13 protein-coding genes are annotated in these 12,799 nt (G+C 67.0%); 6 read left to right on the top strand and 7 right to left on the bottom strand.

The genetic code is table 11. The features are described from left to right. Positions 1-40: 40 nt before the first annotated feature. Positions 41-766, bottom strand: a complete 726-nt coding sequence (locus ACH413_RS39405) for a TIGR03936 family radical SAM-associated protein (RefSeq protein WP_360048923.1) — start codon at positions 764-766, stop codon at positions 41-43. 236 nt (positions 767-1,002) lie between these two features. On the opposite strand from ACH413_RS39405, the gene ACH413_RS39400 reads away from it, so the two are divergent. Further along, positions 1,003-2,400 carry a S8 family serine peptidase gene (locus ACH413_RS39400; protein ID WP_360048924.1) on the top strand — a complete coding sequence of 466 codons (1,398 nt, stop codon included), beginning with the start codon at positions 1,003-1,005 and terminating at the stop codon, positions 2,398-2,400. Positions 2,401-2,602: 202 nt separating this feature from the next. Here ACH413_RS39400 and ACH413_RS39395 read toward each other — a convergent pair whose 3' ends face one another. Genes ACH413_RS39395 through ACH413_RS39380 form a run of 4 tightly spaced genes read right to left on the bottom strand, consistent with a single transcriptional unit; the run spans position 2,603 to position 7,135 of the window. Beyond that, positions 2,603-4,564, bottom strand: a complete 1,962-nt coding sequence (locus ACH413_RS39395; RefSeq protein ID WP_360048926.1) for a TIGR03960 family B12-binding radical SAM protein — start codon at positions 4,562-4,564, stop codon at positions 2,603-2,605. A 44-nt stretch (positions 4,565-4,608) separates the two neighbouring features. After that, a complete protein-coding gene (locus ACH413_RS39390; protein WP_360048927.1) occupies positions 4,609-5,451 on the bottom strand; it encodes an ABC transporter permease in 843 nt (280 codons plus the stop codon). Next, on the bottom strand, positions 5,448-6,221 hold the full coding sequence (locus ACH413_RS39385) for an ABC transporter permease (protein ID WP_360048928.1): 774 nt from the start codon (positions 6,219-6,221) through the stop codon (positions 5,448-5,450). The genes ACH413_RS39390 and ACH413_RS39385 overlap by 4 nt, the downstream gene beginning before the upstream one ends. After that, positions 6,221-7,135 (bottom strand): ATP-binding cassette domain-containing protein, encoded by a 915-nt coding sequence (locus ACH413_RS39380; protein ID WP_360048930.1) that lies wholly within the window; start codon positions 7,133-7,135, stop codon positions 6,221-6,223. Before ACH413_RS39380 ends, ACH413_RS39385 begins: the two co-directional genes overlap by 1 nt. A gap of 55 nt (positions 7,136-7,190) precedes the next feature. Between ACH413_RS39380 and ACH413_RS39375 the strand changes: the two genes are divergently transcribed. Next, the gene (locus ACH413_RS39375; RefSeq protein WP_360048931.1) at positions 7,191-7,781 is read left to right on the top strand and encodes an N-acetyltransferase; all 591 of its coding nucleotides are present in this window, start codon (positions 7,191-7,193) and stop codon (positions 7,779-7,781) included. A gap of 452 nt (positions 7,782-8,233) precedes the next feature. Here the strand turns inward: ACH413_RS39375 and ndk are convergent, their stop codons facing one another. Next, complete coding sequence (ndk, locus tag ACH413_RS39370) at positions 8,234-8,644, bottom strand: nucleoside-diphosphate kinase (protein WP_360046195.1); 411 nt, start codon at positions 8,642-8,644, stop codon at positions 8,234-8,236. Between the two features lie 158 nt (positions 8,645-8,802). Between ndk and ACH413_RS39365 the strand changes: the two genes are divergently transcribed. From ACH413_RS39365 to ACH413_RS39350, 4 genes are all read left to right on the top strand, one after another. Further along, the gene (locus ACH413_RS39365; protein ID WP_360046193.1) at positions 8,803-9,420 is read left to right on the top strand and encodes a hypothetical protein; all 618 of its coding nucleotides are present in this window, start codon (positions 8,803-8,805) and stop codon (positions 9,418-9,420) included. A 297-nt stretch (positions 9,421-9,717) separates the two neighbouring features. Next, the gene (locus tag ACH413_RS39360; RefSeq protein WP_360046191.1) at positions 9,718-10,464 is read left to right on the top strand and encodes a hypothetical protein; all 747 of its coding nucleotides are present in this window, start codon (positions 9,718-9,720) and stop codon (positions 10,462-10,464) included. Further along, entirely contained in the window at positions 10,461-10,790 is a 330-nt protein-coding gene (locus ACH413_RS39355; protein WP_360046189.1) for a roadblock/LC7 domain-containing protein, read from the top strand. The genes ACH413_RS39360 and ACH413_RS39355 overlap by 4 nt, the downstream gene beginning before the upstream one ends. 132 nt (positions 10,791-10,922) lie before the next feature. Further along, on the top strand, positions 10,923-11,294 hold the full coding sequence (locus tag ACH413_RS39350) for a hypothetical protein (RefSeq protein ID WP_360046187.1): 372 nt from the start codon (positions 10,923-10,925) through the stop codon (positions 11,292-11,294). 58 nt (positions 11,295-11,352) lie between these two features. Here ACH413_RS39350 and ACH413_RS39345 read toward each other — a convergent pair whose 3' ends face one another. Further along, positions 11,353-12,795, bottom strand: a complete 1,443-nt coding sequence (locus tag ACH413_RS39345; protein ID WP_360046185.1) for a DHA2 family efflux MFS transporter permease subunit — start codon at positions 12,793-12,795, stop codon at positions 11,353-11,355. Positions 12,796-12,799 lie beyond the last annotated feature (4 nt).

Genomic DNA, 12,799 nt, shown 5'->3' with positions numbered 1-12,799 from the left:
TCCTCCTGTTTGCGCGTCACGGTTGACGTTCCTGCGCTCGTCAGGACTCTCTGTCCTGCTGGAGCGGGTCCACCAGCCTGCCCTCGCCGTCGAGCCGTCCCTGCGCCATCCGGGTTGCTCTCGCAGGTACCGGGGGCACGAGATCGGCCACGACGCGAAGCGCATTCAGCACGTCGTCGGGTCGCACGGTAGGCGTTACCTGCCGTACAACCGTCATGAGTATCCCACACGGTCGTGACAAAGCGGTGTCATCGTGTCCGGCGTCGCTCGAACGTGGTTCGACCAGCGCTGACACGACGGCCGGCCGCACGTCGAGCATCTTCGTGCCGTTCTTGGTGAGCCGCTCGACCTCGACGGACTCCGCCGCGAGGAAGACGCTCACCGCCTTCGCGAGATCATCGGGCTCGACGCCGTCGAGCTCGATCCGCCATTCGCTCGCGTCGATGCGCTCGGTGAGGTTGCCACCGCGCGCCTGGACGATGTCGACGACGTCGATGCCGGGTGGCAACGCCTCGTCGAGCGCGACCTTGAGCGCCTCCGGGTCGAGCTCCTCGACCACCGACACCTCGACGTACTCCGCCTCGCTCGCGACACCGGTCGGCGCGGCGCCGACCCACGACACCTTCGGGTGAGGGCTGAACCCCTGCGAGTACGCCATGGGTACGCCTGCCCTGCGCAGCGCACGTTCGAACGTGCGAGCGATGTCGCGGTGCGAAGTGAAACGCAGCCTCCCCCGCTTGGTGTAGCGAAGGCGCAGTTTCTGCACGGCGACGGCCGACGGGTTGTTGGGCAGGTTGCGGCTCAGCGGAGCTCCCCTTGGTGTTCCGACGGGTGAGCGGTCCCATCGGCGCAGGCTGTTCGTCCAGTAGGACGGTACCGTGAACCCGATTCAGAACGTTCAGCTTGTCTAGATCGTTGCGCGTGGCTACGGTCCGGCTGACTGGACGCCCTGCCGACTGGAGGTCCCTGGTGCCTCTGCCCCACCGCGCTCGAGCGGCGGCGATGACCGCACTGCTCGTCGCCGGGTGTCTGGCGGCATCCCTGCCCGCCGGCGCGGAACCGGACCCCGCACCCGAGGTCCCCTCCTGCATCCAGCCTGGTCCGCTGCTGCGCTACCTGGTGGTGTTTCCGCAGTCCACGCCCGCTGAGACGGCGAACGCGGAGATCACCGAGGCGTGCGGCCTGACCACCGTCTACTACCCGCAGATCTCGGTCGCGGTGGCCACCTCTCCCGACCCGGGCTTCCTCAGGCTGATCGGCCCGGAGCGGGCCTACAGCGCCCAAGGCGAGAGCATCGCCAAGCGGTCGGTGAAGCGGAAGAAGGACGACACGGAGCTGTTCCGGCCCTCCGGCGTGCGCTCGGCCGAACAATGGGACATGGATCTCATCAAGGCGCCGGCCGCGCACGAGATCACGACGGGTTCCAAGTCCGTCGTCGTGGGCGTCCTGGACTCCGGCGTCGACGCCCGCCACCCCGATCTCGTCGGCGCGCTGGCCCCCGAACTGTCCGCGGGGTGCCTGACCGGCAAGCCCGACACGTCACCGTCCGCGTGGATCCCGACGACCTCCGCCCACGGCACGCACGTCGCCGGCACCATCGCCGCGGCTGACGACGGCCGCGGCACCACGGGCGTCGCACCGGGCGTGCGCATCGCGTCCGTGAAGGTCGTGGACGACGACGGGTTCATCTACCCCGAGTACGCGGTGTGCGGCTTCATGTGGGCCGCCTCGCAGAACATGACGATCACCAACAACAGCTACTTCATCGACCCGTACCTGTTCACGTGCCAGAGCGAGCCAGGTCAGCGCATCATCTACGAGGCCGTGCGGCGTGCCGTGGACTACGCGACCTCGCGCAACGTGCTGACGGTCGCCGCCGCCGGAAACGCCGCCGCGGACCTGTCCCGGCCGGGTCGCGACTCGATGTCGCCGACGAACGGCGAGGCGCAGACGCGGCCGGTGGACTCGACGTGCGTGGTGCTCCCGGCACAACTCAAGAACGTGGTGGGCGTGTCGGCGGTCGAGTCGACCAAGACCAAGGCCGGGTACAGCTCGTACGGGCTGGGCGCGATCGACGTGACGGCACCGGGTGGCGATCCGCGCACCCCGACCGGCTGCGTGCTGTCGACCGTGCCGTCCGGTTACGACTACTCGTGCGGCACGTCGATGGCGACTCCGCACGCGACCGGGGTGGCGGCGCTGATCGCGTCGACACATCCGGAGACGGACGCGGTGTCGCTGGGCCGCATGCTGAACGCGCAGGCAGAGACGCTGGCCTGTCCCGGCGACTACGACCTGAACGGGACGGGTGTGCAGGACGCGTTCTGCACCGGGTACTCGGAGTACAACTCGTTCTACGGCCACGGACTCGTGGACGCGCTGGCCGCCGTCACGAAGTGATCGTCCACGTCCGTCGAGGCCGTCTTCGATCCTGGTCCAGCCCGCCACGCCGAGTGAACACGACGCGATCGTGCGCGTGTTGGGACACGGACGGCTCGTGCGCGGACGTCGCCGTCGACATGGGCGACTCGCTCGGCCGGCCCGCCCACCATCACGGCCACGGTCGCGGGACCGGGCGTGATGGTGGGCGGGATATCGGCCGTTACGGCGTGAGAGCGGGGTTCTTCACCGGCGAGCCGACGCCGACCGGGGAGATCGGCAGCAGCTTGCGGCCCGTCGGACCGACCTCGATGTCCGTGCCCATCGCCGGGCAGACACCGCAGTCGAAGCACGGGGTCCAGCGGCAGTCGTCCTGCTCGCGCTCGTCGAGCGCGTCCTGCCAGTCGGCCCAGAGCCATTCCTTGTCGAGGCCCGAGTCGAGGTGGTCCCAGGGCAGGACCTCCAGTTCCTCGCGCTCGCGGGTGGTGAACCAGGCGAGGTCGACGCCTAGCGGCTCCAGCTGTTCCGCCGCCTTCGCGGTCCAGCGGTCGTAGGAGAAGTGCTCGCTCCAGCCGTCGAACCGGCCGCCGTCGCGCCACACGGCCTCGATGACCTTGCCGATGCGGCGGTCACCGCGGCTGAGCAGGCCTTCGATGAGGCTCGGCTTGCCGTCGTGGTAGCGCATGCCGATGTTGCGGCCGAGGCTGCGGTCGCTGTTCACGGCCTCGCGGAGCTTGCGGAGACGGTCGTCGACGACGTCCGGGTCGCACTGCGCGGCCCACTGGAACGGCGTGTGCGGCTTGGGCACGAACCCGCCGATCGAGATGGTGCAGCGGACGTCGTTGCGGCCGCTGGCCTGCCGGCCCGCGCGGATGACGTTCTTCGCCATCTCCGCGATCTGCAGGACGTCCTCGTCCTCCTCGGTCGGGAGGCCGCACATGAAGTAGAGCTTCACCTGCCGCCAGCCGTTGGAGAACGCGGCCGACACCGTCCGGATGAGGTCCTCTTCGGACACCATCTTGTTGATGACGCGGCGCATCCGCTCGCTGCCGCCCTCGGGCGCGAAGGTCAGACCCGAGCGCCTTCCGTTGCGGGACAACTCGTTCGCGAGATCGATGTTGAACGCGTCGACGCGGGTGCTCGGCAGGCTCAGGCCCGTGTTCGTGCCCTCGTAGCGGTCCGCGAGGCCCTTGGTGATCTCGGCGATCTCGCTGTGGTCCGCACTGGACAGGGAAAGCAGGCCGACCTCTTCGAAGCCGGTCGCCGCCAGGCCCTTCTGGACCATCGCGCCGATGCCCTCGATGGACCGCTCGCGCACCGGGCGGGTGATCATGCCCGCCTGGCAGAAGCGGCAGCCGCGGGTGCAGCCGCGGAAGATCTCGACGCTCATCCGCTCGTGGACGCTCTCGGCGAGCGGCACCAGCGGCTGCTTCGGGTAGGGCCACGCGTCGAGGTCCATCGTGGTGCGCTTGAAGACGCGGAACGGGACCCGGTCGCGGTTCGGCACGACGCGCTGGATGCGGCCGTCCGGCAGGTACTCCACGTCGTAGAAGCGCGGGATGTACACGCCGCCGGTCTCGGCGAGCCTGGTCAGCACCTCGTCGCGGCCACCGGGGCTGCCCTCGGCCTTCCACGCCCTGACGATCTCGGTGATCTCGAGGACGGCCTCTTCGCCGTCGCCCAGCACCGCCGCGTCCACGAACTCCGAGATCGGCTCGGGGTTGAACGCCGCGTGCCCGCCGGCGACCACGATCGGGTCGTCCTCGGTGCGGTCCTTCGCGTGCAGCGGGATGCCTGCGAGGTCCAGCGCCGTCAGCATGTTCGTGTAGCCCAACTCCGTCGCGAAGCTGATGCCCATCAGGTCGAACGCCTTCACCGGGCGATGACCGTCCACCGTGAACTGCGGGACGTCGTGCTCACGCATGAGCTTCTCGAGGTCCGGCCACACGGCGTACGTGCGCTCGGCGAGCACGTCCGGCAGCTCGTTGAGGATCTCATAAAGGATCATGACGCCCTGGTTGGGCAGCCCGACCTCGTACGCGTCGGGGTACATCAAAGCCCAGCGCACGGACGCCGCGTCCCAGTCCTTGACGGTCGCGTTGAGCTCCCCGCCGACGTACTGCACCGGCTTCGAGATCCGCGGCAGCAGTGGCTCCAACCTGGGGAAAACAGACTCGACACTCACACGACCAGAGTAACGGCCCCCACAGTCACAGGCCGAATCGCGCCTCAGTCCAGCAACAACTTGCCCAATCGGCGTGCCGCGACGACCGTTCCGACGGCCGCCAGCACCGCGAAGTAGGCGACGTGGCCGAGCATGCCCCAGCCGACAACGCCCAGCGTGAGGCCCCTCATCAGCTCGATGGCGTGGTAGAGCGGCGTCCACGTCACCACCGTCTGCAACCAGCCCGGGTAGACCGACAGCGGGTAGAACGTCGTCGAGAAGAGGAACAGCGGCAGCACCGCGAGTTGCACGAGATCGAAGTCCTGCCACGACCGCATGAACGTCGTCGCCGCCATCCCCACCGCGGCGAACGCGAACGCCACCAGCAGCGCCGCCGGCAACGCCAGCACCGCCCACGGCGAGAAGATCAGCCCCATCCCGAGCATGACCGCGAGGAACCCGGCCGAGTACAGCCCGCCCCTGATGAGCGCCCAGGAGATCTCCCCGATCGCGATGTCCATCGGCCCCATCGGCGTCGTGAGCATCGCGTCGTACAGCTTCACGTACTTGAACTTGAAGAACACGTTGAACGTCGCGTCGTACACGGCCCCGTTCATCGCGCTCGCCGCCAGCAGTGCGGGCGCCACGAACGCCGCGTAGCTGATCGGCCGCCCGTCCGGCCCGGCCACCGCCGTCACCATCTGCCCGAACCCGAGCCCCAGCGACCACAGGAACAACACGGGCTCGAACGCCCCGCCGACCAGCACGAACCACGCACGCCGGTTCACGACCGCGGCCCGTTCGACGAGCATGCTCGCCTTGCCGCCGTAGAGCCCCGGCGGAATCACGCGCCACAACAGCCCCACGCTGGCGGGCACGGCCTTCTCGCGATCGAGGGTCTGCGTCATACCGCCAGCCTCCGGTGGAAGAACTTCACGCCGAGCGCGATGCCCACGGCCGTCAACACCACGAGATATGCGAGATGCCCCAACGCCGGTAAGAGGTCCATCGTGCCGAACGTCGTGCCTCTGGCGAGCTCGATGCCGTGCCACGCGGGCGTCAGCCACACCACCGGCAACAGCCACTCCGGCAGCTGGCTGACCGGGAAGAACGCCCCGGTGAACAACGTCATCGGCATCATCACGAACCGGAAGATCGTGGTGAAACCGTCCGGCTTGTCCAACGTCGCGCTGTAGGCGACCAACGGCGCGCTGAACGCCAACGCGGCCACCGTCGCAACCGGAATCGCCACGAGAATCCCGGGCCCGGCCGCCGCACCGAGAACCACAGCGATCCCCACGAACACAGCGGACCGCACGAACATCTGCGACCCGATCCACAACATCTGTCCGTAGAGCACCTGCGCGGGCGTGATCGGCGTGGCCACCATCCCGACGTACGACTTCTGCCACAGAAACGACGACATGATCGCGTACGTCGACTCGAACGTGGCCCCTTGCAACGCCGTGACGACGACCAGCGCGGGCGCCAGGTACTCGAGATACGGCACGCCGCCGATCAACGCCGTCGACTGCACCTGCGACCCGAACCCGAGCCCCAGCGCGAGCAGGAACAACACGGGCGTCAGGAAGCTCGACACGACCGTGGCCCGCCAGTTGCGCCGGTACCACGTCCAATGCTTCTCGAACCCGAACCAGGAGGCCCTGAGCGTCTGCATCAGTCCACCAACGTCCGGCCGGTGAGCCGCAGGAACACGTCCTCCAGCGAACTGCGCCGCACGAGACTCTGCACGGGCGCAACCCCGTGCTCATGCACCCTCTGAAGGGTCGCTTCCCCGTCCTGCGTGTAGAGCAGCAACCGATCCGGCAGCACCTCGACCCGTTCCGCGAACCTCTCAAGATCCGGCTTCTCCGCCCCGGGCTGGAACCGCAACTCCAGCACCTCCTTGGTGGAGTACCGGTTGATCAGCTCGCTGGGCGACCCCTCAGCCGCGATCCGCCCACCGTCCATCACGACGAGCCGATCGCACAGCTGCTCGGCCTCGTCCATGTAGTGCGTGGTGATGATGAGCGTGACGCCGTCCTGCTTCAGCCGGAACAGCCTGTCCCACAACAGATGCCGAGCCTGCGGGTCCAACCCGGTGGTCGGCTCGTCGAGCAACAACAACTCCGGATCGTTGACCAACGACCGCGCAATCGTGAGCCGCCGCTTCATCCCACCACTGAGCGGCTCGACCTCGTGATCAGCCCGGTCGACCAACTGCGCGAACTCCAGCAGCTCCTCGGCCTTCTCCCGACACTTCTGCCGAGACATCCCGAAGTACCGCCCGTAAATCTGCAGGTTCTGCCGAACCGTCAACTCGGTATCGAGGTTGTCGAGCTGAGGCACCACCCCGAGCCGCGCGCGAATCTGCGGCCCCTGAGTAGCCGGATCCATCCCCAGCACCGAGAGCTCGCCACCGCTCCGCCCAGAGACGCACGAGATCATCCGCATGGTCGACGACTTCCCCGCCCCGTTGGGCCCGAGAAACCCGAACGCCTCACCTCTGCGCACCTCGACGTCGATGCCGCGCACGGCCTCGAACGACCCGAAGTGCTTGGTCAGAGCCTTGGCCTCAACGAGGTTGTCCACCCACCCGACGTTAACGAACAGGTCTGACAATTCTCGACGCAATTACGATCGCCACATGCCCACGACGACCTTGCACTGGCTCTCGGAAGCCGACGACACCCTCCGCACCGAGATCCACACAGTCGTGCACGACGTAGTGGCAGCAGGCGGCGCAGTCGGCTACCACGAGCCCCCGACCCACGACCGAATCTCAACCTGGCTGGACACCGTCCTGAAGCAGGTCCGCGACGGCAACGCAGCCTTCGCCACCGCCACAGTGGACGGCGTAGTACGCGCCGTGGGCCTCTGGCGCCGAGGCTCGACCGCCGTCTTCCAGCACCGAGCCGAAGTCCAACAGATCATGGCCCACCCATCGGCCCGCGGACTGGGCCTGGGCAAGCAGGTGATGGAGGGCTTGATCGCCAACGCACGAGCCCAGGGCATCGAAATCCTCTCCCTGGGCGTACGCGGCAACAACCACGGCGCCATCGAGCTGTACGAGGCCTTGGGCTTCCAGGAATGCGGCCGCATGCCGAACGCGATCGCCGTAGGAACCGAACGCTGGGACGACGTGTGGATGTACCTACCGCTCGGCTACCCGGAGGGCACCACTCTGAACGGCGCAACGGCAGGCGGCCTGGGCGCCAGCCCAAGACGAGGGGCTTGATCCCGCACACGCTCATGGCAAGCGCCCGCCCACCCGCGATGCCGAAGGCGAGCCGTCCTTACCGTGCGGTCTGGGTGGGGTGGCTTCGTCACGAGTCGTGCCATAGCTCTTGCTGCAGCTAGGAAGGGATGTCAAACGGACACGCTTTTCGTCCGTTTGACATCCCTTCCTAGCTGTGGCCCGCTCTTGGCTCGGCTCGTGACGAAGCCACCCCACCAACGCGCCCCACAAAGCAACGCGCCTCCGCCCAAAGCAACAGGCGTGCCATCTACCTACGCATGGCGTAGACCCCGGCTTTTGATCAGATTGGCGGGGTCTGGGGCGGAGCCCCAGGAATCAACGCAAGCAAACGCCCGCAACCCAACCACCTACGAACACGAAACCGCCACCCGCCAACGAAACAGGGGGACGCCCGCGCAAACGCAGGCGTCCCCCCAGAACCGTCAAACCCCTCAGAGGTTCGGGAACCAAATCTTGATCTCACGCTCAGCAGACTCGGCCGAGTCCGACCCGTGCACCAGGTTGTACTGAACCTCAGTCCCGAAGTCCCCACGAATCGTGCCAGGCGTGGCCTTCTCAACGGGGTCAGTCCCACCGGCAAGCTGACGGAAGGCCGGGATAGCCCGAACACCCTCCACCACAAGAGCAACCAACGGCCCACCGGTGATGAAGTCGACGAGGTCGCCGTAGAACGACTTGCCGTCGTGCTCCGCGTAGTGCTGCTCAGCGGTGGCGCGGTCGGCGGTGCGCAGCTCGAGGGCAGCGAGCTTGAGGCCCTTGCGCTCGATCCGGGCGATCACCTCGCCAACGAGACCACGGGCAACGCCATCGGGCTTAACGAGAACCAGGGTGCGCTCGGACACGACGGTGTGACTCCTTGAAGAACAGGTACGGGATGTGGCCAACAGGGTAGCCACTGGCCCGGCACGGCCGGTGTCTGACCTCATACCTACGTCATCCGACATACCTCTGGCATCCGGTGATCTGACCACCCAGACCCAATAGGCCATAGTCATGCCTCATGAGCGCAAAGCACACGGGGTCCGCTCTGACCGGCGCCGCAGTCCTCTTCGTCCTCCTGCGCCTCCTGGCAGTGAGCCACTACAACTGGCACACAAGTTTCGCGCTCCTCCACACCCTCGAACTGGACGACGCCCCAGGCCTGTTCCTGGGCACGTTCATGGCCGACGACCGCATCAGCACCGTGCTGCTCATGATCGTCACGCCGGCCACGTTCTTCTTCTACTTCCGCACGCGCAAGGACCCCGAGCGTGCGAACACGACGGCGCTTCTCACGCTGATCGTGCTCATCGCCCTGATGGTGTCCCACACGCTGACGTACCACCGCTGGTGGCTCGCGCTGGGAGCCGTGGCGATCGGCGCGGCCATGGTGCTCGCCATCAGGAACGCGCGGTGGCTGCTCAAGTGGTTCGCCTGGCTCCTGGCCGGGTCGGCGCTGGCGGTCGCCGCCATCGTCAGCACGCCGTGGGTGCCCAAGGAGCGCATCAACGACGCCGAGGAGGTCTACGTGTTCGAGACGAGCCCCGGCTTCCTGAAGGTCCTCGGCGCCCACGACCGCAAGTTCAGGATCCTGCGCACGGAGGACGTCCGGAAGCGCGAAGAGCTGGCAGAACACTAGAAACCGATTCCATAGGCATTAAATAAACAAACAACACCATTGCCACACGATCTGGAATGCTTCACTCGATCGTGTGATTTCGGGCGTGCCCGTACGACTCCTGCGGGTAAGAAGTAACGACGGCGGTCGCTCTTCGGATGAGCAGTAGGTGCCCATTTAGGGCGATGAGTACGACACGATTCCGCCGAGTAAGCCCGAATTAACCCGGAGTGACTTCTGAAACGCGACTACCGAGCCGCATTCGACGTCCTCGCGCACGCCCTGGCGCAATGTCACATTGATCGGCTGACCGGGACGTTGCGCGTCACGGGCAACGCGGGCGGCGTGTTCCACCTGCGGGACGGCGCGGTGATCGCGGTCGACAGCGCGGGGTCACCCGGAGTGGAGGTGCTGCTGCTGGGCTCGGGCAGGGTCAGTGCGGAGGACTGGGACGCGGCGCTGGTGGAGAGCGTCGAGATGGGGTCGCTGCAGGCGGCGCTCATCGCTCGCGGGCACCTCGGGCTCGACGAGATCCAGGCCGTCGCCACGGCCGCCATGCAAGACGGTGCGTTCGCCGTTGTGGCTGGTGACGTCGAACGATGCGACGTCGAGGACAACGCGGAGGAACCCCTGCTGCCCTCAGCCGACGGTGTCGCGCCGGAGGTGTTGCTGGCGGACACGACCGCACGACTGGACGTGGTCGCCTCGCTGCCACACCCGTTGTCGCCCTACCTGGACCGCGTGGTGGCCGTCGGCGGAGCCGAGCCGTCCACCGCGGAACGACGGGAGATCATCGCGCACGCCACCGGACGACGCAGTGCGCGAGACATCGCTTTCGCGACCGGGCGGAGTCTGCACCCGGTCACCGTCGAGATCTCCCGAATGCTCGGTGAAGAACTGTTGCAAATCGCCCCGCCGGCGACCGCGTTCAGTTTTTCACACTGGGGCCTGCCCTCGTTGCGCCCCCGCGCAGAAACAGGGCAGAGCAGCGGAAAGGAACTGCATTGGACTACGACGCCCTGGCCACCGAACTGCGGAAGCTTCGAGAAAACGTCGCCGGAGTGACCGACACGGTGTTGGCCGCGTCCGACGGAATTCCCATTCTCACCGACGTGGCGAAGAACGTCGAGCCCGCGCACATCTCCGCACTCGCCGCCGCCGACCTCGGCATCGCACGCCAGGCAGCGGAGGTGATCGGCCTGGGCAAGCTCAACCAGACCGTGGTGTTCGGCAGCAGCGGCTACATGGCCGTGTACGCCGTCAGCAGGACGGCGCTGATGGTCGTGCTCGGGGACAAGGGACTCAACCTCGGGCGTCTTCTCCACGAGTCCCGCCCCGCGATCGAGCGGATCGGCTCGATCATGGCGCCCAACGCACCGTCCACCGAATAAAAATGGTCGCAGCACATGTCCGAATTGGGTTCATTGCTCTCGGCAATGTGGAGACGTGTCCGCATGCGATCGAGGAGCGAGAAACCGGTCACGTCGCCTCGATCACCAGTTGACACAGAAAAGTGGAGTCTGATGAACATCGATATCGCTATGAAAGAGGCCATGTCCATCTCCGGCGCCGTCGGCGTCGCGCTGGTCGACTACGACAGCGGGATGTCGCTCGGCACCAGCGGCGGCGGTGACTGGCTGAACCTGGAGGTCGCGGCGGCCGGAAACACCGAGGTCGTGCGGTCGAAGCTGCGCGTGATGCAGACCCTCGGCCTCAGCGACACCATCGAGGACATCCTGATCACGCTGCACCGGCAGTACCACCTGATCCGGCTGATGAGCGGCATGAAATCCAGAGGCTCGCTCTTCCTGTACCTCGTGCTGGAAAGGGATTCGTCGAACCTCGCGCTGGCCCGCCACCAGCTCAAGCGCATCGAGTCCGAACTGCAGATCTAGTCCGCGCGAAAAAGGGGTGCCGGGGCCGACGAACAGGCCTCGGCACCCCTTTTCGACGTCAATGCACCAGAACGGGTCCGGAATCCCGCGACACGGTGACCTGCCGCAGCACGAACACCGCCAGTCCCAAAGCCACCGCCACCAGCACGGCCGAGATCCAGAACGCTAAGTGGAAGCCCGAGGTCAGCGCCTCCAGCCGGCCGACGCCCGAGGCCAGCAACGACGACGTGTAGGTGGTCGAGGTCGTGGCCAGCACCGCCAGGCCCAGGGCACCGCCCACCTGCGCGGTCGTGTTCACGAGCCCGGACGCGAGGCCCGCCTCGTCGTGGGAGGCACCGGACATCGCCAGCGTCATCAGCGCCGGGAACGACAGGCCCAGCCCGATGCCCAGCGGCGCGACGGCGGGCAGGATGTTCGCGAGGTACGAGCCGTCGACCGGCACCTGCGTGAACACCACCATGCCGACCAGCATGAACAGCAGGCCCACGATCAGCATGTTGCGCTCGCCGAACCGGGAGTTCAGGCGCGCCGACAGCGACACCGAGAACACCGCGATCGCGCCGGCGACGGGCATGAACGCCAGGCCGATCTGCAACGGCGTGTACTGCAGCACGAGCTGCATGTACAAGGTCCCGAGGAAGAACAGCCCGAACATGCCGGCGACCATGGAGATCTGCACCAGGTTCGCGCCGGTCACGTTGCGGGACTTGAACACCCGCAACGGCAGCAACGGCTTCGCGGCGGTCCGTTGGCGCAAAACGAATCCCACCAGCAACGCCACCGCCACGGCGCCCAGCCCCAGCGTGTGGACCGAGCCGAAGCCGTAGTGCTCCGCCTTGACGATCGTGTAGACGCCGAGCATCACCGCGGCGACGATCAGCAGCGCACCGAGAACGTCCGCGCCTTCACGCAGGCCAAGACCGACGGAGTCAGGCACCAGACGCACGGCGGCGACAGCGGCCACGATGCCGATCGGGATGTTCACGAAGAAGATCCAGTGCCACGACATGCCGTCGGTCAGCACACCGCCGAGCAACAGGCCCAGGGACGCGCCCGCCGCCGCGACGAAGCTGAACACGCCGATGGCGCGCCTCTGCTCGTCAGGCTCGGGGAACATCGTCACGACCATGCCCAGCGTCACGGACGTGGCCAGCGCACCGCCCGCACCCTGCACGAAGCGCGACACGATCAGCATCTCGGCGCTGAGGGACAGGCCGCACAGCAGCGACGCCACCGTGAAGACGCCGAGGCCGAGCAGGAACACCTTCTTGTGCCCGATCAGGTCGCCCAGACGACCGGCGAGCAACAGCAGACCGCCGTAGGCGATCAGGTACGCGTTCACGACCCAGGCCAGACCGGCCTGGCCGAACTTGAGGTCTTCTTCGATCGCGGGCAGCGCGACGTTCACGATCGTCTGGTCCAGCACGATCATCAACATCCCTGCGCACAGCACGATCAGCGCGAGCCAGCGCGAATCCGTCTTCGGTCCCCCTGAAGTCATAAGA

The sequence above is a fragment of the Lentzea sp. NPDC020367 genome, from assembly GCF_044387305.1.
In the GTDB taxonomy this organism is placed as follows: Bacteria; Actinomycetota; Actinomycetes; order Mycobacteriales; family Pseudonocardiaceae; genus Lentzea.
Note: the sequence above shows the minus strand (reverse complement) of the source record. Positions and strands in the feature narration are given on the sequence as shown.